At 57.6% G+C, this 23,602-nt stretch carries 19 protein-coding genes, 2 tRNA genes and 3 rRNA genes; 8 read left to right on the top strand and 16 right to left on the bottom strand.

The genetic code is table 11. The annotated features are described in order from the left end of the window. Positions 1 to 104: 104 nt before the first annotated feature. From rrf to QCL65_RS04120, 11 genes are all read right to left on the bottom strand, one after another. A 5S ribosomal RNA gene (gene rrf, locus QCL65_RS04170) occupies positions 105 to 220 on the bottom strand. A 139-nt stretch (positions 221 to 359) separates the two neighbouring features. Next, a 23S ribosomal RNA gene (locus tag QCL65_RS04165) occupies positions 360 to 3,252 on the bottom strand. A gap of 245 nt (positions 3,253 to 3,497) precedes the next feature. After that, positions 3,498 to 3,573 (bottom strand) — tRNA-Ala (locus tag QCL65_RS04160). A 30-nt stretch (positions 3,574 to 3,603) separates the two neighbouring features. Then, a tRNA-Ile gene (locus QCL65_RS04155) sits at positions 3,604 to 3,680 on the bottom strand. Between the two features lie 107 nt (positions 3,681 to 3,787). Next, positions 3,788 to 5,324: ribosomal RNA gene (locus QCL65_RS04150) — 16S ribosomal RNA — on the bottom strand. The 16S, 23S and 5S rRNA genes sit together here with 2 tRNA genes alongside, the layout of an rRNA operon. 523 nt (positions 5,325 to 5,847) lie before the next feature. After that, positions 5,848 to 6,462 (bottom strand): protein-methionine-sulfoxide reductase heme-binding subunit MsrQ, encoded by a 615-nt coding sequence (msrQ, locus tag QCL65_RS04145; protein WP_407315030.1) that lies wholly within the window; start codon positions 6,460 to 6,462, stop codon positions 5,848 to 5,850. Beyond that, complete coding sequence (msrP, locus tag QCL65_RS04140) at positions 6,462 to 7,475, bottom strand: protein-methionine-sulfoxide reductase catalytic subunit MsrP (protein ID WP_407315029.1); 1,014 nt, start codon at positions 7,473 to 7,475, stop codon at positions 6,462 to 6,464. The genes msrQ and msrP overlap by 1 nt, the downstream gene beginning before the upstream one ends. Before the next feature lie 67 nt (positions 7,476 to 7,542). Then, positions 7,543 to 8,412 (bottom strand): CDP-diacylglycerol--serine O-phosphatidyltransferase, encoded by an 870-nt coding sequence (pssA, locus tag QCL65_RS04135; protein WP_407315028.1) that lies wholly within the window; start codon positions 8,410 to 8,412, stop codon positions 7,543 to 7,545. 145 nt (positions 8,413 to 8,557) lie between these two features. Then, on the bottom strand, positions 8,558 to 9,574 hold the full coding sequence (gene ilvC / locus QCL65_RS04130; RefSeq protein ID WP_407315027.1) for a ketol-acid reductoisomerase: 1,017 nt from the start codon (positions 9,572 to 9,574) through the stop codon (positions 8,558 to 8,560). Positions 9,575 to 9,625: 51 nt separating this feature from the next. After that, the gene (gene ilvN / locus QCL65_RS04125; protein WP_057008762.1) at positions 9,626 to 10,117 is read right to left on the bottom strand and encodes an acetolactate synthase small subunit; all 492 of its coding nucleotides are present in this window, start codon (positions 10,115 to 10,117) and stop codon (positions 9,626 to 9,628) included. 2 nt (positions 10,118 to 10,119) lie between these two features. After that, positions 10,120 to 11,844 (bottom strand): acetolactate synthase 3 large subunit, encoded by a 1,725-nt coding sequence (locus tag QCL65_RS04120; protein WP_407315026.1) that lies wholly within the window; start codon positions 11,842 to 11,844, stop codon positions 10,120 to 10,122. Positions 11,845 to 12,235: 391 nt separating this feature from the next. Here QCL65_RS04120 and QCL65_RS04115 point away from each other — a divergent pair, with 391 nt between their 5' ends. Next, positions 12,236 to 12,682 (top strand): DUF4124 domain-containing protein, encoded by a 447-nt coding sequence (locus QCL65_RS04115; RefSeq protein ID WP_407315025.1) that lies wholly within the window; start codon positions 12,236 to 12,238, stop codon positions 12,680 to 12,682. An 8-nt stretch (positions 12,683 to 12,690) separates the two neighbouring features. Here the strand turns inward: QCL65_RS04115 and QCL65_RS04110 are convergent, their stop codons facing one another. The 3 genes from QCL65_RS04110 to mrcB are packed head-to-tail and all read right to left on the bottom strand — an operon-like array spanning position 12,691 to position 16,114. Then, on the bottom strand, positions 12,691 to 13,020 hold the full coding sequence (locus QCL65_RS04110; protein ID WP_407315024.1) for a YqcC family protein: 330 nt from the start codon (positions 13,018 to 13,020) through the stop codon (positions 12,691 to 12,693). Then, entirely contained in the window at positions 13,020 to 13,778 is a 759-nt protein-coding gene (locus tag QCL65_RS04105) for a tetratricopeptide repeat protein (RefSeq protein ID WP_407315023.1), read from the bottom strand. Before QCL65_RS04105 ends, QCL65_RS04110 begins: the two co-directional genes overlap by 1 nt. Before the next feature lie 11 nt (positions 13,779 to 13,789). After that, the gene (mrcB, locus tag QCL65_RS04100) at positions 13,790 to 16,114 is read right to left on the bottom strand and encodes a penicillin-binding protein 1B (RefSeq protein WP_407315022.1); all 2,325 of its coding nucleotides are present in this window, start codon (positions 16,112 to 16,114) and stop codon (positions 13,790 to 13,792) included. A gap of 117 nt (positions 16,115 to 16,231) precedes the next feature. Here mrcB and QCL65_RS04095 point away from each other — a divergent pair, with 117 nt between their 5' ends. The 5 genes from QCL65_RS04095 to QCL65_RS04075 all read left to right on the top strand — a co-directional run bounded on the left by QCL65_RS04095 (position 16,232) and on the right by QCL65_RS04075 (position 20,072). Further along, complete coding sequence (locus tag QCL65_RS04095) at positions 16,232 to 17,785, top strand: AAA family ATPase (protein WP_407315021.1); 1,554 nt, start codon at positions 16,232 to 16,234, stop codon at positions 17,783 to 17,785. 92 nt (positions 17,786 to 17,877) lie between these two features. Further along, positions 17,878 to 18,222: a pentapeptide repeat-containing protein gene (locus QCL65_RS04090; RefSeq protein WP_407315020.1), complete on the top strand. Its 345-nt coding sequence runs from the start codon at positions 17,878 to 17,880 to the stop codon at positions 18,220 to 18,222. A 133-nt stretch (positions 18,223 to 18,355) separates the two neighbouring features. Continuing rightward, complete coding sequence (locus tag QCL65_RS04085; RefSeq protein ID WP_407315019.1) at positions 18,356 to 18,628, top strand: TfoX/Sxy family protein; 273 nt, start codon at positions 18,356 to 18,358, stop codon at positions 18,626 to 18,628. Between the two features lie 39 nt (positions 18,629 to 18,667). Next, on the top strand, positions 18,668 to 19,462 hold the full coding sequence (locus QCL65_RS04080; protein ID WP_407315018.1) for a Crp/Fnr family transcriptional regulator: 795 nt from the start codon (positions 18,668 to 18,670) through the stop codon (positions 19,460 to 19,462). A 259-nt stretch (positions 19,463 to 19,721) separates the two neighbouring features. Then, entirely contained in the window at positions 19,722 to 20,072 is a 351-nt protein-coding gene (locus QCL65_RS04075; RefSeq protein ID WP_407315017.1) for a Rieske (2Fe-2S) protein, read from the top strand. Here the strand turns inward: QCL65_RS04075 and sfsA are convergent. Further along, positions 20,038 to 20,751, bottom strand: a complete 714-nt coding sequence (gene sfsA / locus QCL65_RS04070; RefSeq protein ID WP_407315016.1) for a DNA/RNA nuclease SfsA — start codon at positions 20,749 to 20,751, stop codon at positions 20,038 to 20,040. The genes QCL65_RS04075 and sfsA overlap by 35 nt on opposite strands. Then, positions 20,748 to 21,923 (bottom strand): pyridoxal phosphate-dependent aminotransferase, encoded by a 1,176-nt coding sequence (locus QCL65_RS04065; protein WP_407315015.1) that lies wholly within the window; start codon positions 21,921 to 21,923, stop codon positions 20,748 to 20,750. Before QCL65_RS04065 ends, sfsA begins: the two co-directional genes overlap by 4 nt. Before the next feature lie 255 nt (positions 21,924 to 22,178). Here QCL65_RS04065 and dksA point away from each other — a divergent pair, with 255 nt between their 5' ends. Beyond that, positions 22,179 to 22,619, top strand: coding sequence for an RNA polymerase-binding protein DksA (gene dksA, locus QCL65_RS04060; RefSeq protein WP_407315014.1), 441 nt, complete (start codon positions 22,179 to 22,181; stop codon positions 22,617 to 22,619). Positions 22,620 to 22,687: 68 nt separating this feature from the next. After that, positions 22,688 to 23,584, top strand: coding sequence for a tRNA glutamyl-Q(34) synthetase GluQRS (gene gluQRS / locus QCL65_RS04055; RefSeq protein ID WP_407315013.1), 897 nt, complete (start codon positions 22,688 to 22,690; stop codon positions 23,582 to 23,584). The last annotated feature ends 18 nt before the right edge of the window (positions 23,585 to 23,602 follow it).

Raw genomic sequence — 23,602 nt, 5'->3', positions numbered from 1 at the left:
ATCGAAGTATCCTATCAGCTGCGAAGCACAAACGTATCGCTAAGGTTTTAGCAGAAAAAACAAAACCCCCACCTGCCTACGCAGATGGGGGTTTCGGAATTTAATCTTGACGATGACCTACTCTCACATGGGGAAACCCCACACTACCATCGGCGATGCATCGTTTCACTACTGAGTTCGGGATGGGATCAGGTGGTTCCAAGGCTCTATGGTCGTCAAGAAATTCGGGTACCGATGCGCTTACGCGTCTCGGCAAATCAGGTGTGTGATATCGGTGGTTTGTGAGTGCAAATTTTCGGACTCTGCAGTCTTCACAACACCGCAATCCGCTCTCTCGAGTCAAATTGCTTGGGTGTTATATGGTCAAGCCTCACGGGCAATTAGTATGGGTTAGCTCAACGCCTCACAGCGCTTACACACCCCACCTATCAACGTCGTAGTCTTCGACGGCCCTTTAGGGAACTCAAGGTTCCAGTGAGATCTCATCTTGAGGCAAGTTTCCCGCTTAGATGCTTTCAGCGGTTATCTTTCCCGAACATAGCTACCCGGCAATGCCACTGGCGTGACAACCGGAACACCAGAGGTTCGTCCACTCCGGTCCTCTCGTACTAGGAGCAGCCCCTCTCAAATCTCAAACGTCCACGGCAGATAGGGACCGAACTGTCTCACGACGTTCTAAACCCAGCTCGCGTACCACTTTAAATGGCGAACAGCCATACCCTTGGGACCGGCTTCAGCCCCAGGATGTGATGAGCCGACATCGAGGTGCCAAACACCGCCGTCGATATGAACTCTTGGGCGGTATCAGCCTGTTATCCCCGGAGTACCTTTTATCCGTTGAGCGATGGCCCTTCCATACAGAACCACCGGATCACTAAGACCTACTTTCGTACCTGCTCGACGTGTCTGTCTCGCAGTCAAGCGCGCTTTTGCCTTTATACTCTACGACCGATTTCCGACCGGTCTGAGCGCACCTTCGTACTCCTCCGTTACTCTTTAGGAGGAGACCGCCCCAGTCAAACTACCCACCATACACTGTCCTCGATCCGGATAACGGACCTGAGTTAGAACCTCAAAGTTGCCAGGGTGGTATTTCAAGGTTGGCTCCACGCAGACTGGCGTCCACGCTTCAAAGCCTCCCACCTATCCTACACAAGCAAATTCAAAGTCCAGTGCAAAGCTATAGTAAAGGTTCACGGGGTCTTTCCGTCTAGCCGCGGATACACTGCATCTTCACAGCGATTTCAATTTCACTGAGTCTCGGGTGGAGACAGCGCCGCCATCGTTACGCCATTCGTGCAGGTCGGAACTTACCCGACAAGGAATTTCGCTACCTTAGGACCGTTATAGTTACGGCCGCCGTTTACCGGGGCTTCGATCAAGAGCTTCGCTTGCGCTAACCCCATCAATTAACCTTCCGGCACCGGGCAGGCGTCACACCCTATACGTCCACTTTCGTGTTTGCAGAGTGCTGTGTTTTTAATAAACAGTCGCAGCGGCCTGGTATCTTCGACCGGCATGAGCTTACGGAGCAAGTCCTTCACCCTCACCGGCGCACCTTCTCCCGAAGTTACGGTGCCATTTTGCCTAGTTCCTTCACCCGAGTTCTCTCAAGCGCCTTGGTATTCTCTACCCAACCACCTGTGTCGGTTTGGGGTACGGTTCCTGGTTACCTGAAGCTTAGAAGCTTTTCTTGGAAGCATGGCATCAACCACTTCGTGTTCTAAAAGAACACTCGTCATCAGCTCTCGGCCTTAAGATCCCGGATTTACCTAAGATCTCAGCCTACCACCTTAAACTTGGACAACCAACGCCAAGCTGGCCTAGCCTTCTCCGTCCCTCCATCGCAGTAACCAGAAGTACAGGAATATTAACCTGTTTTCCATCGACTACGCTTTTCAGCCTCGCCTTAGGGACCGACTAACCCTGCGTCGATTAACGTTGCGCAGGAAACCTTGGTCTTTCGGCGTGGGTGTTTTTCACACCCATTGTCGTTACTCATGTCAGCATTCGCACTTCTGATACCTCCAGCCAGCTTCTCAACTGACCTTCACAGGCTTACAGAACGCTCCTCTACCGCATCATCCTAAGATGATACCCGTAGCTTCGGTACCTGGTTTGAGCCCCGTTACATCTTCCGCGCAGGCCGACTCGACTAGTGAGCTATTACGCTTTCTTTAAAGGGTGGCTGCTTCTAAGCCAACCTCCTAGCTGTCTAAGCCTTCCCACATCGTTTCCCACTTAACCAGGATTTTGGGACCTTAGCTGACGGTCTGGGTTGTTTCCCTTTTCACGACGGACGTTAGCACCCGCCGTGTGTCTCCCATGCTCGGCACTTGTAGGTATTCGGAGTTTGCATCGGTTTGGTAAGTCGGGATGACCCCCTAGCCGAAACAGTGCTCTACCCCCTACAGTGATACATGAGGCGCTACCTAAATAGCTTTCGAGGAGAACCAGCTATCTCCGAGCTTGATTAGCCTTTCACTCCGATCCACAGGTCATCCGCTAACTTTTCAACGGTAGTCGGTTCGGTCCTCCAGTTAGTGTTACCCAACCTTCAACCTGCCCATGGATAGATCGCCCGGTTTCGGGTCTATACCCAGCGACTAAACGCCCTATTAAGACTCGCTTTCGCTACGCCTCCCCTATTCGGTTAAGCTCGCCACTGAATATAAGTCGCTGACCCATTATACAAAAGGTACGCAGTCACAGAACAAGTCTGCTCCCACTGCTTGTACGCATACGGTTTCAGGATCTATTTCACTCCCCTCTCCGGGGTTCTTTTCGCCTTTCCCTCACGGTACTAGTTCACTATCGGTCAGTCAGTAGTATTTAGCCTTGGAGGATGGTCCCCCCATATTCAGACAAAGTTTCTCGTGCTCCGTCCTACTCGATTTCATTGATAAGAGATTTTCGCGTACAGGGCTATCACCCACTATGGCCGTACTTTCCAGAACGTTCCGCTAATCTCAAACCAACTTAAGGGCTGGTCCCCGTTCGCTCGCCACTACTAAGGGAATCTCGGTTGATTTCTTTTCCTCAGGGTACTTAGATGTTTCAGTTCCCCTGGTTCGCCTCTTGTACCTATGTATTCAGTACAAGATAACCATCTTATGATGGCTGGGTTCCCCCATTCAGACATCTCCGGATCACAGTCTGTTTGCCGACTCCCCGAAGCTTTTCGCAGGCTACCACGTCTTTCATCGCCTCTGACTGCCAAGGCATCCACCGTATGCGCTTCTTCACTTGACCATATAACCCCAAGCAATCTGGTTATACTGTGAAGACGACATTCGCCGAAAATTCGCACTTGCTCCTGAGAGCAACTCACAAATTTTACCTTAGCCTGAACACCACCAGTGAAAGTGGCCTTCAGTCTATACTTCTATCACACACCTAAATTTTTAAAGAACGATCTAGCCAAAGACTAGAAATCAACATTCAAGCACCGGTTTGGTGGAATGCTCATTTCTAAGCTCTATAACACGAAGCAGTAATGGTGGAGCCAAGCGGGATCGAACCGCTGACCTCCTGCGTGCAAGGCAGGCGCTCTCCCAGCTGAGCTATGGCCCCGTATAACTACAGGCATTTCCCACACAAAATTGGTGGGTCTGGGCAGATTCGAACTGCCGACCTCACCCTTATCAGGGGTGCGCTCTAACCAACTGAGCTACAGACCCAATTTCGAGCTTGTAGCTTTGAGCCAGGCTTAAAGCTGCTTCTATCGTCTTCTTCAATGAATCAAGCAATTCGTGTGGGTGCTCATGAAACAGCTGAGTCTGTCGATTAAGGAGGTGATCCAGCCGCAGGTTCCCCTACGGCTACCTTGTTACGACTTCACCCCAGTCATGAATCACACCGTGGTAACCGTCCTCCCGAAGGTTAGACTAGCTACTTCTGGTGCAACCCACTCCCATGGTGTGACGGGCGGTGTGTACAAGGCCCGGGAACGTATTCACCGCGACATTCTGATTCGCGATTACTAGCGATTCCGACTTCACGCAGTCGAGTTGCAGACTGCGATCCGGACTACGATCGGTTTTGTGAGATTAGCTCCACCTCGCGGCTTGGCAACCCTCTGTACCGACCATTGTAGCACGTGTGTAGCCCAGGCCGTAAGGGCCATGATGACTTGACGTCATCCCCACCTTCCTCCGGTTTGTCACCGGCAGTCTCCTTAGAGTGCCCACCATAACGTGCTGGTAACTAAGGACAAGGGTTGCGCTCGTTACGGGACTTAACCCAACATCTCACGACACGAGCTGACGACAGCCATGCAGCACCTGTCTCAATGTTCCCGAAGGCACCAATCTATCTCTAGAAAGTTCATTGGATGTCAAGGCCTGGTAAGGTTCTTCGCGTTGCTTCGAATTAAACCACATGCTCCACCGCTTGTGCGGGCCCCCGTCAATTCATTTGAGTTTTAACCTTGCGGCCGTACTCCCCAGGCGGTCAACTTAATGCGTTAGCTGCGCCACTAAGAGCTCAAGGCTCCCAACGGCTAGTTGACATCGTTTACGGCGTGGACTACCAGGGTATCTAATCCTGTTTGCTCCCCACGCTTTCGCACCTCAGTGTCAGTATCAGTCCAGGTGGTCGCCTTCGCCACTGGTGTTCCTTCCTATATCTACGCATTTCACCGCTACACAGGAAATTCCACCACCCTCTACCATACTCTAGCGTGCCAGTTTTGGATGCAGTTCCCAGGTTGAGCCCGGGGATTTCACATTCAACTTAACACACCACCTACGCGCGCTTTACGCCCAGTAATTCCGATTAACGCTTGCACCCTCTGTATTACCGCGGCTGCTGGCACAGAGTTAGCCGGTGCTTATTCTGTCGGTAACGTCAAAACACTAACGTATTAGGTTAATGCCCTTCCTCCCAACTTAAAGTGCTTTACAATCCGAAGACCTTCTTCACACACGCGGCATGGCTGGATCAGGCTTTCGCCCATTGTCCAATATTCCCCACTGCTGCCTCCCGTAGGAGTCTGGACCGTGTCTCAGTTCCAGTGTGACTGATCATCCTCTCAGACCAGTTACGGATCGTCGCCTTGGTGAGCCATTACCCCACCAACTAGCTAATCCGACCTAGGCTCATCTGATAGCGCAAGGCCCGAAGGTCCCCTGCTTTCTCCCGTAGGACGTATGCGGTATTAGCGTTCCTTTCGAAACGTTGTCCCCCACTACCAGGCAGATTCCTAGGCATTACTCACCCGTCCGCCGCTGAATCAGGGAGCAAGCTCCCTTCAACCGCTCGACTTGCATGTGTTAGGCCTGCCGCCAGCGTTCAATCTGAGCCATGATCAAACTCTTCAGTTCAATACTGCATGGGTTTTGTAAAAACCCTAAACTTGGCTCAGCAATCGCAAACTCGAACCCGAAGGATCGAGGTAACTCTTTGATTTCTCGTGGAGTTCTTGTGATGCTGATAATCTAGTTGACATCAGTCTGAGCTCACAAGCACCCACACGAATTGCTTGATTCAGTTGTTAAAGAGCGGTGGGTTGATTCTTTCGTCTCAACCGAGGCGCGCATTCTACGCTAGCCTTGCATCTTGTCAAGCGTTTATTTTGAAGTCTTTCCAGAGAATCTCTAGCAACTTCAACCACTTGACCGCTTCGATCACTCGTTAGCGGGAGGCGAATTTTACAGCGTTTAAAACCGCTGTCAACCACCTTTTTAAACCGCTTTCGATCAACTCATCGAAACCCTTCGTAGCACAGCTTATTACCACTCTACTTGAGATAAAGCATTGATTCTCAAGGAGTTTTCCGTTTCGACTGCGCCGGAAGTGGGGCGAATTATAGAGCGTTTGGATTTGCCGTCAAGCCCTAATACTCACCTATTTTGAAATTCCAGCCTTAGGCCTAGTTAAGCGTGGGATACGGCGCTGAATGAAAGGCAAGCGCACTATAAGCAGCAGCCCTCCGATAAAGGCGTAGACAAACCACTCCTCCAGGTCTGCCCTCACAATCCACAGAAAATGCAGCAGGCCTAGCCCGAGAATGCAGTAACTCAGCCGATGCAGTTTCTTCCAGCGGCTGCCCAGCCGCCGCTGACTGTAGCGATTAGAGGTGACCGCCAAAGCCAGCAGGCACAACCATGCCAGCGCGCCGACGATGATGTAGGGCCGGTGACGCAACTCCACACCTAACTGCGCCCAATCCAAGCCAAGGATGAAAAACAAATAGCCCGCCAGATGCAGGCAGGCATAGGCGAAGCACCATAAGCCCAATTGCCGCCGCACGGCGATCCATCCTGGCCACCCGCTCAGCTTTTGCAACGGCGTCATGCATAGGCTGATCAGCAACAGCACCAACACTCCCAGGCCTAACCGATCGACCAATACCTTGCCTGGGTCTGGCCCCAAGGCAAATATCCATGCCTGGTACAACCACCACAGTGGCCAAACAGCAATAATTAGGAACACGCCGAAGCGCCACAACGGATAACGCATTAATAGTCCTTCCGTAAGTCCATGCCCTGATAAAGCGCAGCGACCTCATCGCCATAGCCATTGAAAGGCAAGGTTTCACGTACGTTCGGTTTGAACAGGGTGTTGGGCAAGCGCCGCTCACGAGCCTGGGTCCAGCGCGGGTGGTCCACCGCCGGGTTAACGTTGGCATAGAAGCCATACTCGTTGGCCGCGATGCTTTGCCAAGTGGTCTTGGGCTGCTCACTGGTCAGGGAGATACGCACGATGGACTTCACGCTCTTGAAGCCATACTTCCACGGCACCACCAAGCGCAAGGGCGCGCCGTTTTGGTTAGGCAGTTCGCGCCCATACATACCCACGGCCAGAATGGCCAGCGGGTTCATCGCCTCATCCAAACGCAGCCCCTCCACATAAGGCCAGTCGATCAGCGCGAAATTCGAGCGCTGGCCGGGCATGCTTTGCGGGTCTTTCAGGGTTTCGAAACGAATGTATTTGGCTTTGCTGGTGGGCTCCACCTGCTTGAGCAGCGCGGAGATGGGAAAGCCTAGCCAAGGAATGACCATGGACCAAGCCTCCACACAGCGCAGGCGGTAAATACGCTCTTGCAGTGCGTAGGGCTGCATGAAGTCTTCCAGCGCATAACGCCCAGGCTTACCGACCTCCCCGTCAATCACCACCGACCAAGGCTCGGTCTTCAGGCTGCCAGCGTTCGCCGCCGGGTCGCCCTTGTCGGTACCGAACTCGTAAAAGTTGTTGTAGTGGGTGGCGTCCTTGAAAGGCGTAATCGCTTCGCCTGGCACCGTCATGGCTTGCCACTGGGCCGCAGCGATCTTGTCACTGAGCCACGCGGGCGCGGCGCTTGGCGTAACCTCGGCATATTGGGATGCGGTAGCTGCGTTCGCCCAGCGTGGCAGACCAGCCACGGCTAACGCAGCGGCTGAGCCACCGAGCAAAGCCCGCCGGGACAGATAAACAGATTGGGGGGTAACCTCAGACTCGTTGCAGTCTGAGGCTTTGGGAAGCTTTATGAGCATGACCACTCCGTGTTACTGACGAGTTGGGATTCATCAATAGACTACGGAGTGTGCGCGAAATTACGGACTATTCCACGCTTTTATGCCGGCGCATACGTAACAAATACTGAATCGGACCGGACGCCGCATAACCCAGGAAGATAAGCAGCAGGATGCGTGGCGGGTCGCTGAAGATCACTGCAAACACCAGTACCACCGCCAGGATGGCCACGAACGGCACACGCCCTTTTAGGTCCAGCTCCTTGAAGCTGTTGTACTTGATGTTGCTGACCATCAGCATGCCTGCCGCCGCTACCAGCACAGCCACCATGAAAGACACGAAGAAGGTCATCTTCACGCCCTGAACGCCGTAGTCGCTGAACGCCCATACGGTGCCCGCCACTACGCCTGCAGCAGCCGGGCTGGCCAAACCGATGAAATAACGTTTGTCGGCCTTGCCCACTTGGGTGTTGAACCGAGCCAAACGCAAAGCCGCACCGGCCACGTAGATAAAGGCGACCATCCAGCCGACCTTACCCATATCACTCAACGCCCAGCCAAAGGCCAGGATCGCAGGCGCCAAGCCAAAGGCGACCATATCGGACAGCGAGTCATATTCCGCACCGAAGGCACTTTGGGTATTGGTCATGCGAGCGACACGCCCATCCAGGCCGTCGAGCACCATAGCAACGAAAATCGCGATCGCGGCAAACGCGAAATACTTGCTGGCCTCCAGCGGGTTGCCTGCGCTCAGGGCGCTCTGGGCGCTGATCGAGTTGATGATCGAGTAAAAACCTGCAAACAGGTTGGCCGTGGTGAACAGGTTAGGCAGCAGATAGATGCCGCGATGCCGGACTTTGCGCCCTTCAGCGTCATGCCCTTCTTCGACATGCTCATCGATTGGCAGTAGGCTTTCGGCGTCAGAAGCCTTGTTGGGCTCTTCGGGACGTTCGGTCATGGACAGTACCTTGCAACGGTGTGGAAAGTTTCGACAAACGTCTGCGCCGAGGGTTCGTCTGCAAACGTTGCAGCGTTATACCAGAAGCTGAACACCATAACGAAAAAACGCGGCCAAGGCCGCGTTTTCACACCAAGAATCTGTATCAGTTCTTGGCTTTGTCGACGATTTTGTTCGCCGCGATCCAAGGCATCATCGAGCGCAGCTTCTCGCCAATCACTTCGATACCGTGGTTAGCGTTATTGCGACGCTTGGCGGTCATCGATGGGTAGCCAGTGGCGCCCTCGCTGATGAACATTTTGGCGTACTCGCCGTCCTGGATACGCTTGAGAGCATTGCGCATGGCCTGGCGGGATTCGGCGTTGATCACTTCCGGGCCCGTCACGTACTCGCCGTACTCGGCGTTGTTGGAGATCGAGTAGTTCATGTTGGCGATGCCGCCTTCGTACATGAGGTCAACGATCAGCTTCAGCTCGTGCAGGCATTCGAAGTAGGCCATTTCTGGCGCGTAGCCCGCTTCTACCAGCGTTTCGAAACCGGCTTTGACCAGTTCAACGGTACCGCCGCACAGTACGGCCTGCTCACCGAACAGGTCGGTTTCGGTCTCGTCCTTGAAGGTGGTTTCGATGATACCGGTGCGGCCGCCGCCCACGCCCGAAGCGTAAGACAAGGCAACGTTCTTGGCATTGCCCGAAGCGTCCTGGTAAACCGCGACCAGGTCAGGGATACCACCACCTTTGACGAACTCGGTGCGCACTGTGTGGCCAGGGGCCTTAGGCGCGATCATGATGACGTCGAGGTCGGCGCGCGGTACGACTTGGTTGTAGTGGATCGCAAAACCGTGGGAGAACGCCAGTGTCGCGCCTTGCTTGATGTTTGGCTCGACTTCGTTCTTGTACAGCTGGGACTGGAACTCGTCCGGGGTCAGGATCATGACCAGGTCAGCGCCGGCAACGGCGGTGGCGACATCAGCGACTTTCAAACCATGGGCCTCGGCCTTGGCGACAGTGGCCGAACCTTTACGCAGACCAACAGTGACGTCTACGCCGGAGTCTTTCAGGTTGCACGCTTGGGCGTGGCCCTGGGAACCGTAACCGATGATGGCGACTTTCTTGCCTTGGATGATGGAGAGGTCGCAGTCTTTATCGTAATAAACTTTCATGAAATATATCCCCAGTTAGCAGGCCCGCTAAGGGCCGTAGAAATTGATTGGTTAAACGCTCAGCACTTTGTCGCCACGGGCAATCCCGGTGACGCCGCTGCGCACGGTTTCGAGAATCGAGGCAGTGCCGATGGACTGAATGAAGCTGTCCAGCTTGTCGCTGGTACCGGTCAATTGAACGGTGTAGACACTGGCGCTGACGTCGACGATCTGCCCACGATAGATATCAGTGGTGCGCTTGATTTCCGCCCGCTGAGCCCCCGTGGCCTTCACTTTGACCAGCATCAGTTCGCGTTCGATATGGGCGCTTTCCGACAGGTCCACCAACTTGACCACTTCGATCAACTTGTTGAGGTTCTTGGTGATCTGCTCGATCACCTCATCATGGCCCACAGTGGTCAACGTCAGACGCGACAGGGTCGGGTCTTCGGTCGGCGCAACGGTCAGGCTTTCGATGTTGTAGTTGCGTTGCGAAAACAACCCAACGACCCGGGACAGCGCGCCCGGTTCGTTTTCCAGCAATAAGGAAATAATGTGCCGCATGGTTAGGTACGCTCCGTCTTGCTCAGCCACATGTCGCGCATCGCCCCATCTTTGATCTGCATCGGGTAGACGTGCTCACTGGTGTCGACCTGGATATCAAGGAAAACCAGGCGGTCCGTCATAGCGAACGCCTCCTCCATTTTCGGCTTGAGATCTTTGAGGTCGGTAATACGAATGCCCACGTGGCCGTAGGCCTCGACCAGCTTGACGAAATCTGGCAGCGACTCCACATAGGAGTGCGAGTGGCGCCCACCGTAGCTCATGTCTTGCCACTGGCGGACCATGCCCAGTACGCCGTTGTTGAGCAGGATGATTTTCACCGGCAGCCCATATTGCAGGCAGGTCGACAGCTCCTGGATGTTCATCTGGATACTGCCTTCACCAGTGACACAGGCAACGTGCGCCTCTGGGAAACTCATCTTCACGCCCATGGCGGCTGGAAAGCCAAAACCCATGGTGCCCAGGCCGCCGGAGTTGATCCAACGGTTAGGCTTGTTGAACCGATAATACTGGGCAGCGAACATCTGGTGCTGGCCAACATCGGAGGTCACGTAGGCCTCGCCTTCGGTCACTTCACACAGGGTCTCGATAACGGTCTGCGGCTTGATGATCGACCCGTCGCCCTTGTCGTAGGGGAACAGGCCGCGGTCACCGCGCCACTCGTCCACCTGCTTCCACCAGCTGGCAACGGCTTCTTTGTTAGGCGCCTGGTCGATTTCCTTGAGGATCGCGACCATCTCGCTCAACACGCTCTCCACCGGCCCCACGATCGGCACGTCGGCCTTGATGGTTTTGGAAATAGAAGCTGGGTCGATGTCGATGTGGATAATCTTGGCGTTCGGGCAGAACTTGCTCGCACCGTTGATCACGCGGTCGTCAAAACGCGCGCCCACGGCCAGGATCACGTCGGCGTGGTGCATCGCCAGGTTGGCGGTGTAGCTGCCATGCATGCCCAGCATGCCGACGAACTGCCGATCCATACCAGGGTAAGCGCCGAGCCCCATCAGAGTATTGGTCACCGGCAGGTTGAGCATTTGCGCCAACTCGGTCAAATGCGCCGACGCGCCGCCCAGGATCACCCCGCCACCGGCATACATCACCGGCCGCTTGGCGGCCAGGAGCATTTCGGCGGCCTTGCGGATCTGCCCGGAATGGCCGCGGACCGCTGGGCTATAGGAGCGCAGCTTGGCTTTCTTGGGGTACAGGTATTCGAATTTCTCAGCCGGGTTGGTCATGTCCTTGGGAATGTCCACGACCACTGGGCCTGGCCGACCGGACTGAGCCAGATAAAAGGCTTTTTTCAGGACTTCAGGGATTTCCGAAGCATGCTTGATCATGAAGCTATGCTTCACGATAGGCCTGGAAATACCGATCATGTCGGTTTCCTGGAATGCATCGGTACCCACTAGGGTGCTCGCGACCTGGCCGGACAGAATCACCATGGGAATGGAGTCCATGTAGGCGGTGGCGATACCGGTAATGGCGTTGGTCGCCCCCGGGCCGGAAGTCACCAGAACCACCCCGGCTTTACCTGTCGCGCGCGCATAGCCATCGGCCATATGCGTAGCAGCCTGCTCGTGACGCACCAGGATGTGCTCCACTTCAGGCTCTTTGAACAAGGCATCGTAAACATGCAGAAGGGCACCGCCGGGGTACCCATAGATGTGCTTAACGCCTTCGTCGCGCAAAAAGCGGACGATCATCTCAGCGCCAGATAAAAGCTCCACGTTGTTCACCTCTAAAACGCCAGAATACCGCTCAAGGGGAGCGGGTCTTTTAGGTTTACTGCCAGCAGAGCATGAGCGACGGTGGTCGCCGACTACGTCAGCACTGACTGAGCAAGTATTGGGATGCCCCAAATGTTGCGGGGTTTTCCCACCCAGCGCGAGGTAACGCGTTGCGGGTGTAACAGGTCGGCGCGGGTGTGCGCCTGTGCTCTGCTGAATGGGCCTGCTTCTGGCAATCCCATTACAGCGGACTTTGAATTGTTCTGATTAGCCAGCGACAAGTCAAGTCATCCGTGCGTTTTATTGCACAGATAGCCGCTAGAACCATGACAAAAGGTTCGCCTGGCGACGAATGTGGTAATTTCTCGGCCAGGACCACTAAGGATCGAACATGCGCTGCACAACCCTGCTGGCAAGCCTGATGCTTGCCGTGAGCCCCACGCTGATGGCGGGCCAGATTTATAAATGGGTCGATGCCCAAGGGGTGACCCATTTCGACGCCCAACCGCCCGTTGGGCGCCCGGCGACCACCGTACAGCCCGCCAAGCCGGTGCCGCCACCAGGCGCGCCGGCCGTCGGCGACAGCGACGGTGACGTGGAGCAGCGCGCTATCGACGCCAAGGTCAAACGCCAAGTGGCCGAGAACACCGCCAGGGACCGCAAATTCTGCACAGGCGTGCGCACCAATCTGGCTACGCTGAAAAACAACCCGAGGATCCGCATGGAGGTGGACGGCGAATACAAGTTCCTTACCCAGGAAGAACGCCAAACCAAGATCGATGAGGTGCAAGCCCTGATCGATAACAACTGTAAGGGGCTTGGCGCGCCGAAACCTTAGGCCCTGACTCAACCGGCCTGAGTGATCAACTCGTCGAAGCGCGCCAACAGCGCCCGTAGGCCCTGGCTGCGCTTGGCGTCGTTGGCATAAACCATTTCAGCCATTGCCAGTACGCCCGAAGCATTGGGCAAGGGTAGGTCCTGCTCCAGAATTAGCTTCATACGCGGCAGGAACACCCATTGCAGCCACTGATCGAAGTCCAGCGTATCGATGCTGAACGGCTCGACACTGGCCAGCGCCTGCGGACTGGGTGGAGTTTCCTGCCACCAGCCCTGCTGGCGCAACTCACGCTCGATGAGCAACAACTGCTCGGCCAACTCGGGAAAACGTTTATCCATCAACCGCTAACCTTAGCTTTCTGACGCGCCAGCGCAGCGCCGGCCGCGTCACCCTGGCGGTCGCGAGCTTGGGCAATGGTATTCCACAGGCTTGACTGCAGGTCTGGACGGCCGTTGGCGTAGGTCAAAGCTCGACGCGCGAGCTGCTCAGCCTGGGCGGCATCGCCTTGGGCCAAACGCACCTGAGCCAGGCGATAAAGCACTTGCGGCTCACGTGGCGCAATGCGCTGTGCACGCTCGAGGCTCGAGGACGCGCCGTTGAGGTCACCGCCGCTTTGCTGTTGCTGGGCGGTGGTCAACAGAGACAGCACTGGACCGTCCAGTTGTTCGTCAGCCGCCAAGCCGCCGCCGGCCGAAGGAATACCACTCGGCGCACTGGAGGGAGGCATTGAATAGCTAGTGGACGGCGCACTCGCGTAAGCGCCCGCCGAGCTGCTCGGGCCTGGTGTAATCGGCTCGGAGGAAACAGGGCCAGGGGTAATCGGCATGCTGCTGCCAGCGCCGGCCGGGTAGCTTTGGATCGGCTGGGAACCGCCGCCGCCAGGAATCATCACCACGACGCCAGAGTCTTCAGGCAGGCTTTGCGCCTGCTGCTGTACTGGCACGGGCTGGCGATAGCCGCCGCCAGTGCGCGATACGCGCTCGCCGTTGGACACCGCAGACCCAGAGTCCACCACCGGGATCGAGCCACGCTGGACGCTGGCACAGCCACTGAGCAGCGCCAGCGCCGTCAATGCAGGAAACAACCACTTGTTCACTTAGTACCCTCTCACTCGTTCAACCAGCCTTTAACCCAGTCCATCACCGCGCCTCCCGGGGCCTGACTACCCCCACAGGCGGCGCCGGGTGGCGGCTCACTGCCACGAATATACGGCATCTGCACGGCATTAGGGCAACCCTGATCGGAGCCCTGGCCGGTCTTAGCATCGATCCAGGCTTGTACGATGTTGTCGGGCTGAGGCATGTCCAACGGCAATGGGTCGGCCTTGCTCATAAACTGGGTCCACACCTGCAACGCCCCCGTGGCACCGGTAAACGGCGTCTTGCCATTATCGTCGCGGCCTAGCCAGACTACCGCCAGGATGTCCTGGCTAAAGCCTGCAAACCAGCTGTCACGCGAATCATTGCTGGTGCCGGTCTTACCCGCCAGGTTCAGCGAGGAAGGCAGCACGTTGTACACCGAGCGCCCGGTCCCCTCGCGCATGACCCGCTGCATCGCATTCTGAATCAAATAAATAGACGCCGGGTCGAAGCGCTGCTGAACCTGGAAGGGATAGCGCTTGAGCGGTTCGCCTTCGGCGGTCAACACGCTGCGAATACCCCGCATTGGCGTGTTGAAGCCGCCATTGGCGAGGGTCTGATACATCGTCGCAACCTGCATGGGCGAAAGGCCGCCGGCCCCCAGCAGCATGGCCGGATACGCCGGCCAGTCGACCTCAACCCCTAGCCTACCCAAGGTTTTCAGCACATTCGGTACGCCCACGTCCAAGCCCAAGCGGGCCGTCGACAAGTTATAAGAATGTGCCAGCCCCTGGTACAAGAACACCGTGCCATTGGCCGTGCGTTCGTAGTTCTGCGGCTTCCAGATCTGCCCGTCGGCGCCTTTGACCGAGAAGGGCTCGTCCTGTATCCAACTGGTAAGCGTGTACTTGCTCGGCTGCTCAAGCGCCGTTAGGTAGACCGCCGGTTTGATCAACGAGCCGATCGGCCGCACCGCATCCAAAGCACGGTTAAAGCCCGCAAAGCCCGGCACCTTACTGCCGACCACGGCTTGCACTTCCCCGCTTTCCGGGTTCGTGACCACCATGCCGGCCTCCACCTCGTCGGCGCCCTTGCGGCCGGCCAGGCGTTTAAACGTTTCCGTCACTGCAGTTTCGGCCTTCATTTGCAGGATCGGGTCGAAACTGGTGAAGATCCGCAGGCCTTCTTCGGTCAAGTCTTCATCGCGATAGTCTTCGCGCAACTGGCGTTTGACCAGGTCGAGGAAGCCTGGGAAAGAGCTGTCCGCCAGGCTGCCACGCGCCGTCACCCCCAGGGGCATTTTCTTCGCGGCGTCCACTGCTTCCTGGGTCGCCACGCCTTGCTGGGCCAAGAGGTCAAGTACCAGGTTACGCCGCTCGAGCGCCCGCTCTGGGTTACGCCGAGGGTTATAGGAAGAAGGCCCTTTGACCATGCCGACTAGCAGCGCCACTTGGTGCAGCTTGAGCTCCGACAGCGGCTGACTGAAGAAGAACTGGCTGGCCAGGCCGAAACCATGCACCGCGCGCTGACCGTCTTGACCGATGAAGACTTCGTTCAGGTAAGCCTCGAGAATTTCCTGCTTGTCGTAATGCAGCTCCAGCAGCACCGCCATCATCGCTTCAGTCAACTTGCGGCTTAAACGACGCTCGTTGGTCAGGTAGAAATTTTTGACCAACTGCTGGGTCAGAGTACTACCGCCCTGGCGCATCGAACCGGAAGACGCGTTGACCCAAAACGCTCGGGCGATGGATTTGGGCGACACACCAAAGTGGTGGTAGAAATCCCGGTCTTCGACGGTAATCAGGGTATCGAGCAGGTAAGGCGGCACCTGATCGAGTTTGATCAGGATGCGATCTTCCAGGTTTTTCGGGTAAAGGCCGCCAATGAGCAAAGGCTCAAGGCGCACCACCGAGACCTTCGCACCTTGGGCAGAGGTAAGTTCGGAGACATAGTCCCCCGAGAACCGCACTCTGACCGGTTGCGCCTGCTCGACCCCTTCATAAAACTGAAAGCCCCGGGTGTTCAACTCCACCGCGTTGCCATTCACCGAGGCAGTGCCAGGGCCGTTGACCGATGTCTGGCGGCGGTAGCCCAAGGCGTCCAACTCGGTGAGAAAGTCGCTCTTGGCCAACTTTTGCCCAACGAACAGCTCCAGCGGCCGGGCATAGACCTTGGCGGGGATCGTCCAGCGCTTGCCTGAAAATTTCTCCTGGACAATAGCGTCCAGATAGACGGCAAAGCCGACCAGCACGACCAGGCCCACCAGGCCCAGTTTAAGGGCCCAGCCAAGCCAGGGGCGCAGCCCGGATGAGGGACGTTTTGAGGGTTTGCGAGAAGATCGGGTACGAGTCATGGCGGCGGATTATACGCACTTTATTTGACCTGGGCAGACACGCTTCAGCGGTTTGCATCGCAGCCCTCAATGACCATAATAGCCCCTTAGCAATCACTTCCATTTGAAGGATCACCCGTGAGCCAAACCCTGATCGCCGCCCTGCAAAATCCAGCCTTGTACCCGCACGCGGTTGACGATTTCCAGGTTATCGAAACGCACATCTCGTGGGTGCTGCTCACGGGCCCGTTTGCCTACAAAATCAAAAAGCCGGTCAATTTTGGTTTTTTGGATTTTTCCGAGCTGGCGTCACGTGGGCATTTCTGCGCTGAAGAGCTGCGTTTGAATCAGCGCCTGACCCAGGACCTCTACCTTGAAGTGCTGCCGATCACCGGTAGCCTGCAAGCGCCGGTACTGGGCGGGCCAGGGGAGCCCATCGAGTACGTATTAAAGATGCGTCAGTTCCCGCAAAGCCAACTGCTGAGCACCCTGCAGGCCAACGGGGAACTGGGAAGTAGCCACATTGATAGCCTGGCCCAGCAGATATCGCACTTCCATCTCAATGCACCGCATGTGCCCCAGGACCATCACCAGGGCACCCCCGAGGCGGTGATGGAACCGGTCACGCAGAACTTCGAGCAGATCCGCCCGTTTCTCTCCGATAAAGCCGACCTGATTCAGCTAGACGCCTTGCAAGCGTGGGCCAACGCCAGCTTCGAACGCCTCAAGCCGTTGTTGGAGCAACGCAAAGCCAACGGTTTTATCCGCGAGTGCCATGGTGATATTCACCTGGGCAATGCCACCGTTATCGATGACCAGGTGGTGGTGTTCGACTGCATCGAATTCAACGAACCGTTCCGCTTCACCGACGTCTACGCCGACGCCGGCTTCCTGGCCATGGACCTGGAAGACCGCGGTCTGAAATCCCTGGCTCGGCGCTTTATCAGCCAATACCTGGAACTGACCGGCGACTACCAAGGCCTGCAGTTACTGAACTTCTACAAGGCCTACCGCGCAATGGTGCGGGGCAAGATCGCACTGTTCAGCATGCCGGCCGAGGCGACGGGCATCCAGCGCGCCACAGCCCTGAAGCAATATCGCAACTACGCGAACCTCGCCGAGAGCTACAGCGCCATCCCGTCGCGCTTTCTGGCCATCACCAGCGGCGTGTCTGCCGTCGGCAAAAGCCAGGTGGCGATGCGCTTGGTCGAAGCCTTGGGCGCCGTGCGCCTGCGCTCGGACGTCGAACGCAAGCGCCTGTTCGGTGCAGAGTCCACTCAGGGGGTGGGCGAAGGGATTTATAGCGAAACCGCCAGCGCCGACACTTACGCGCGCCTTAATGAGCTAGCCAGCCAAGTCCTGCAAGCGGGTTTTCCGGTGGTCATCGACGCTACATACCTGAAAAGCGCGCAACGCCACAGCGCCGCTCAGGTGGCCGAAGCCACCGGCGTCCCCTTCCTGATTCTGGACTGCAATGCCCCCATGGCAGTGATTACCAGTTGGTTGCAACAGCGTCAGAGCGCAAACAATGACCCCTCAGATGCTACGCTTGAGGTGATCGAGGCGCAGCAAGCGCAGCGTGAGGCGCTGAGCGCGGCCGAAGCGTTGCATGTCAAACGGGTTGAAACCAACGAAAGCGGTAGCCTTGACCAGCTGGTGGAGCAGATCCGGCAACGCCTGCCAGGCCTTTGAAGGAAAACTCAGGTCCGTGAATTAGCGCACAGTTTAATCTCATGAAATAGTGGCACTATAGTGGCGCCACTTTACCAAAAGGAGTCGGTTCCATGAGCCAGCCCAAACAACTCGACTCGCCGCTCTACGCACTCGTGCACGGCGAAAACGTCCGTGGCTTCAACAACGAACGCCCGCAAGACAGTCAGATCGACTTCCGTGGCGGTGATTTTCGCGGCCTCGACCTGCGCTTGCTGAATGCGAGCGGCATCGATTTCACCGACGCCTACTTCCGCGCCGCCGACCTGCGCGGCCTGGATCTGCGCGAAAGTAAAATGGAAGGCGCCAGCCTGGCCCATGCACAAATCTCCGGGGCCTACTTCCCCCCAGAGCTGAGTGCCGACGAAATACTCATGTCGGTTAACTTCGGTACGCGCCTGCGCTACCGCACCCGTTAATCTGGCATCCCTTGCGGCGGCCCTGGTGTGCACGGGGCCGCGGGCACGGTCGCGGCAATTGCGCGCACATTCTCAAAGTGCCGCTACACTTCCTTCATGCGCCCCCAGCGTTTAGCCAGTGCCAGGAGGCCCGATGAACGATGAGCTCCTACAGCTGAAGAATCTGGGTAAGACGTTCGTGCAGTGGTTGCATGCAGTGGGCATTCATACTGAGTCGGATTTACGCCGCTTGGGCGCAGTGGATGCCTATCGGGCAGTAAAGGCGCGCGGCTTCCGTGCCTCCAAAGTGTTGCTCTACGCCATAGAGGGCGCACTAGCGGATATTCATTGGAACGATGTGCCCGACGAGCGCAAAGAGGCCTTGAATAAACATCTGGAAACGATATCTTCACGCCAGAAGAACTGATCGTTCATATTCCAGCCAGGTCGCCGAGAGATCCGAACAATGTATTTACTAGGGGAGCAACCCGCCTATGCCGACGCGTGGGTCAATCGGCTTCAGAGCATCGCTGGGCAACTGCTGCAAGACTTGCCCCAGTGCCTGCCCAAGCGTGAACTCGAACCCGGGGACGACCTAGCGCAACTGCTCGACGAAGCCTGCGTTTATTGGGTCGAGAGTGGGCTGATCAAAGCCAGCCTGAACGAACGCGCGTTGTTCTACCTGCAAGACGGCGACCTGCTGGGGCTGAACCAGGGTCACGAGCTTTACGCGAAACCCCGCTTGAGCGCTGAGGCGCCCGTGTCACTGGTGCCCTACGCCCGTGCCGAGCTGTTGGCGCACCTGAGCGCCAGCGCCGAGCGGCAGGCGCTATTGATCGAGTACCTGCAAGGGCAAACCCTGCTGCTGTGCGACGCCATCACCCGCCTGAAACAACCGGAGTTCCGTAGCTCGAACGGTTTCAAGCGGGTCGCCGCGGGTGAAACCTTGATCGCCCAGGGCGATGACGCCGACCACGTCTTCATCATTACCGACGGGCACGCTGAAGCCTTTGTCGATGGGCACAAGGTGGGCGACGTGCCGAAGGACGAAATCTTCGGCGCCATGGCCGTATTCACCTCAGAGAAACGTAGCGCGACGGTGATAGCCAGCGTGCCCTGCACCGTCATGCTGATCCCCAAGGATCAATTCCTGAGCCTCACCCAGAGTAACCCGCGCATAGCCCATAGCCTGATCGAAAGCATGGCCAGGCGCATTGAGTCACTCAACCGGCAAGTCACCCAACAACGCAATGAAGGCTGACCACGCCGCGGCCGTTTTAATCGCCCCCATTGAAAAAACTAACTGGATGGGTTGACTATTAAATGAGAATCGTTATGATTATCACAACTGGTCGCGAGATCAGCCGGTAATTGAAAGGCCCTTGGTTCGGACTTTCAAATTATCTCCTCATCAGGCTAATCACGGTTTTTGACCCGGCTTTTTGCCGGGTCTTTTTTTGCCTGGAGGAAAGCCCCTATCTCCCTGTAGCCTTGGGCACATCCCCCCATCAAGGCTGACCATGCACTGGCTCTGTGAATCACATCGACTTGGCGAGGCGCAAAGCCTTGGCTTTAACGTGGCCGGGCTGCATCTACTGGCGGTACGCCGTGACGGCCGCGTGTATGCCTACCGCAATCGCTGCCCCCACCGAGGCATCTCTCTGGAGTGGCAGCCCGACCAATTCCTCGATGACAGCGCCAGCCTGATCCGCTGCGCACGCCATGGGGCCTTGTTTCTGGTGGAAAGTGGCGAGTGCGTGGCAGGCCCTTGTGCAGGGGAGCAGTTGCAGGCGCTGGCCTGTCACGAAGACCACCAAGGCGTCTGGCTGTTACCCATCACCCGCCCAGAAGCACCGGCAGACGCCGATTGATCCGTACGCCCTGGGCGTCCAGTTCAACGCCATAGGCAAGCACCTCGACCCCCGCCTCAGCGGCCACTTGCAGCGCCTGAGCATAGGCTGCATCGATTTCTTTGGCAGGCCGCACCGCCTCGATGCCAGTCAGGTTCACGCAATACAATTGCACGGCCCTCACACCTTGCCGGGCCAGGCTCGCCAATTCGCGCAAGTGCTTGGCGCCGCGCTGGGTCACGGCATCGGGGAAGGCCGCCACCGAGCTGTCGGGGTAACCCAGGGTGACGCTCTTGACCTCGACAAAGGCCATGCCGGCAGGGTATTGCAGGCGAAAATCGATACGGCTGCGCTCTTCGCCGTAAGCCACCTCGCGTTTGAGACCGACAAAACCGGCCAGCTCGGTGATGATCCCCGCCCGCAACGCTTCCTCGACCAGGGTATTGGCACGCCCGGTGTTGACACACGCCAGGCGCCCTTGCGGGGTTTCACTGATTTCCCAAGTGCCCGGTAACTTACGCTTGGGATCATGGTTACGGCTGAACCAAACCCGCCCTCCCGGCGCCATGCAGTTGAGCATGGAGCCGGTGTTGGGGCAGTGAATGGTCAGGCGCTCGCCGCTGGCCAACTCGACGTCCGCGAGAAAGCGCTTGTAACGCTGCAACAGGCGCCCTTCTTCCAGCGCCGGTTGGAAGATCATTGCCCGCTCCAGCGCCGCAGGCCACGGGCGATGCGCTCCACGGCCTCATGCAGGCGCGGCAGGCTCTGGGTATAAGCGAAGCGCACGTGATGGCCCGCCCCATGCCGGCCGAAATCCAAGCCTGGGGTAAAGGCCACGTGCTCCACTTCCAGAAAGTGCCGGCAGAAGGCGAAAGCGTCGTCGCTGAACGCGCTGATATCGGCATAAAGATAGAAAGCGCCTTCGGGCTCCAGGGCTATGGAAAAGCCCAGTTCCCGCAGCGCGGGCAGGAGAAAATCGCGACGCTGGCGGAATGCTTCACGGCGCGTCTCAAGAATAGCCAGGGTGGCGGGCTCGAAGCAGGCCAGCGCCGCATGTTGCGCCATGCTGGAGGCACTGATGTAGAGGTTTTGCGCCAGTTTCTCCAATTCACCGACCGCTTCGCTGGGAGCAACCATCCAGCCCAGGCGCCAGCCGGTCATTCCGAAATATTTTGAGAAACTATTAAGGACGAACGCTTGGTCGTCCACTTCCAGTACGCTCGCGGCGTCCTGCCCATAGGTCAGACCGTGGTAAATCTCGTCCACCACTAAGTGACCTTGGCGCGTTTTGACTGCCGCCGACAGCTCGGCTAGCTCGTGACGGGCCAGTAAGGTCCCGGTGGGGTTGGCTGGCGAGGCAACCAGCGCGCCGACACTGTGTTCGTCCCAATGCTCGGCCACCAGCGGCGCGGTCAGTTGGTAACGTTCGTTCGGGCCTACGGGCACCAACTTCGCTTCGCCTTCGACCAAGCGCAAAAAGTGCCGATTGCACGGGTAGCCCGGGTCGGCCAATAGCCAGTGTTTACCGGGGTCGACCAACAGGCTGCTGGTCAACAGCAGCGCCCCGGAGCCGCCGGGGGTGACCAGGATTCGTTGCGGATCGACGGCCACCCCGTAGCGCTGCTGATAGAACCCGGCGATAGCCTCGCGCAGGGCAGGCAAGCCGCGCGCCGCCGTGTAATGGGTGTGCCCGGCCGCCAGGGCGGCCTGGCCAGCAGCCACAATAGGAGCCGCCGTGGTGAAGTCCGGCTCGCCGATCTCCAGGTGGATCACATCATGGCCGGCTGCCTGCAATTCATTCGCGCGGGCCAGCAGCGCCATCACATGAAAAGGTTCGATCGCGCGGCTGCGCGCGCTGTAAGGCTGGGCCATGATGATTCCTGAACGGGCAAAGCGTGTGAGTCTACCGAACCCCGGCCAATTGCGCGCCCCTGCCCTGGCAACGTTGCCAGCTACTGGCAATGTGCGGATGGCGATATAAAGGCCACGCCCATCCGGGCTCGACAACCGGGAGTAGCGCGCGTTGAATTGTTCTGATAAGTTCGCCGGCTTGCAGTCGCAGGCCGACAGGTGTCGGAGACGGATCATTCTGCGCAATGGATTAGAAGAGCGAGAGGCGGTCAATTCATGCCCACCAATGAAGTTAAAAAAACGCAGCCCATCAGCGGTTTCGAACCCTATAAAGAAGCCCAGGGTGAGGAATACATGGGCAAGCCCATGCGCATGCACTTCACTAAGATCCTCAACAAGTGGAAACAGGACTTGATGCAGGAGGTCGACCGCACCGTCGATCATATGAAGGACGAAGCGGCTAACTTCCCGGACCCGGCAGACCGTGCCAGCCAGGAAGAAGAATTCAGCCTCGAACTGCGCGCCCGCGACCGTGAGCGTAAGTTGATCAAAAAGATCGACAAAACGCTGCAATTGATCGAAGACGAAGAGTACGGCTGGTGCGAGTCGTGTGGTGTGGAGATCGGCATTCGCCGCCTCGAAGCCCGTCCCACCGCCGACATGTGCGTAGACTGCAAGACGCTGGCAGAAATCAAGGAAAAACAGGTCGGCAAGTAACCGGCCTGCAGCGGAGCGGCCTACACGCCCCGCTGTCCTTTTCGCCCTCCTCACACAGCCCCGCCCTGATGAACTCACCTGCCTACATAGGCCGCTTTGCACCCACGCCCAGTGGCTTTTTGCACTTCGGCTCATTGGTGGCTGCCTTGGCGTCTTATCTGGACGCTCGGGCCGTGGGCGGCCAGTGGCTCGTGCGCATGGAAGACCTCGACCCCCCACGCGAACCCCCGGGCGCCCAGGCCGCCATACTGCAAGCATTGGAAGCTTACGGTTTTGAGTGGGATGGCCCCGTGGTTTACCAAAGCCAGCGCCACGACGCCTACGCCAGCGTGATCGAGCGTTGGTTCCAACAGGGGCTGGCCTACGCCTGTACCTGTTCGCGCAAGCAGCTGGAACCCTACGAAGGCGTCTACCCAGGCTTGTGCCGGAACCTGGGCCACGAACGCCGTGATGCCGCCATTCGTCTGCGCGTGCCAGAGCTCAAGTATTCCTTCAGCGACCGCGTCCAGGGCCACGTGGAACAGCACTTGGGTAAGGACGCAGGCGATTTCGTGATCCAACGCCGCGATGGCCTCTACGCCTACCAACTGGCGGTAGTACTGGATGACAGTTGGCAGGGCGTGACCGATATCGTGCGCGGCGCCGACCTGCTGGACTCCACGCCACGGCAACTCTACCTGCTGGAACTGCTGGGTTTGCCGGCACCGCGCTACTTGCACGTGCCATTGATCATCCAACCCGATGGCAACAAGCTTGGCAAAAGCTACCGTTCCCCGCCACTGCCCGCCGACCAGGCCGCGCCCCTGCTGGTCAGAGCGTTGCTAGCCCTGGGCCAAAGCATCGACCCGCACCTGGCGCAAGCTAGCCCTGCCGACGTCATGCGTTGGGCAATTGCTCACTGGGCACCGGAGGCCATCCCCAAGGTGCGCGCGCTGGCCGAAGCGCAGTTGCGCAAACCCGCCTGAGGGGCAGCGACTGGTCGT

The organism is Pseudomonas sp. nanlin1 (genome assembly GCF_045571515.1).
In the GTDB taxonomy this organism is placed as follows: Bacteria; Pseudomonadota; Gammaproteobacteria; order Pseudomonadales; family Pseudomonadaceae; genus Aquipseudomonas.
Note: the sequence above shows the minus strand (reverse complement) of the source record. Positions and strands in the feature narration are given on the sequence as shown.

Bases quoted from the DNA above. Each gene is read 5' to 3' on its own strand.
- msrQ (WP_407315030.1), bottom strand. From the start codon at position 6,462: ATGCGTTATCCGTTGTGGCGCTTCGGCGTGTTCCTAATTATTGCTGTT.
- msrP (WP_407315029.1), bottom strand. From the start codon at position 7,475: ATGCTCATAAAGCTTCCCAAAGCCTCAGACTGCAACGAGTCTGAGGTT.
- pssA (WP_407315028.1), bottom strand. From the start codon at position 8,412: ATGACCGAACGTCCCGAAGAGCCCAACAAGGCTTCTGACGCCGAAAGC.
- ilvC (WP_407315027.1), bottom strand. From the start codon at position 9,574: ATGAAAGTTTATTACGATAAAGACTGCGACCTCTCCATCATCCAAGGC.
- ilvN (WP_057008762.1), bottom strand. From the start codon at position 10,117: ATGCGGCACATTATTTCCTTATTGCTGGAAAACGAACCGGGCGCGCTG.
- QCL65_RS04115 (WP_407315025.1), top strand. From the start codon at position 12,236: ATGCGCTGCACAACCCTGCTGGCAAGCCTGATGCTTGCCGTGAGCCCC.
- QCL65_RS04110 (WP_407315024.1), bottom strand. From the start codon at position 13,020: ATGGATAAACGTTTTCCCGAGTTGGCCGAGCAGTTGTTGCTCATCGAG.
- mrcB (WP_407315022.1), bottom strand. From the start codon at position 16,114: ATGACTCGTACCCGATCTTCTCGCAAACCCTCAAAACGTCCCTCATCC.
- QCL65_RS04090 (WP_407315020.1), top strand. From the start codon at position 17,878: ATGAGCCAGCCCAAACAACTCGACTCGCCGCTCTACGCACTCGTGCAC.
- QCL65_RS04085 (WP_407315019.1), top strand. From the start codon at position 18,356: ATGAACGATGAGCTCCTACAGCTGAAGAATCTGGGTAAGACGTTCGTG.
- QCL65_RS04080 (WP_407315018.1), top strand. From the start codon at position 18,668: ATGTATTTACTAGGGGAGCAACCCGCCTATGCCGACGCGTGGGTCAAT.
- QCL65_RS04075 (WP_407315017.1), top strand. From the start codon at position 19,722: ATGCACTGGCTCTGTGAATCACATCGACTTGGCGAGGCGCAAAGCCTT.
- sfsA (WP_407315016.1), bottom strand. From the start codon at position 20,751: ATGATCTTCCAACCGGCGCTGGAAGAAGGGCGCCTGTTGCAGCGTTAC.
- QCL65_RS04065 (WP_407315015.1), bottom strand. From the start codon at position 21,923: ATGGCCCAGCCTTACAGCGCGCGCAGCCGCGCGATCGAACCTTTTCAT.
- dksA (WP_407315014.1), top strand. From the start codon at position 22,179: ATGCCCACCAATGAAGTTAAAAAAACGCAGCCCATCAGCGGTTTCGAA.
- gluQRS (WP_407315013.1), top strand. From the start codon at position 22,688: ATGAACTCACCTGCCTACATAGGCCGCTTTGCACCCACGCCCAGTGGC.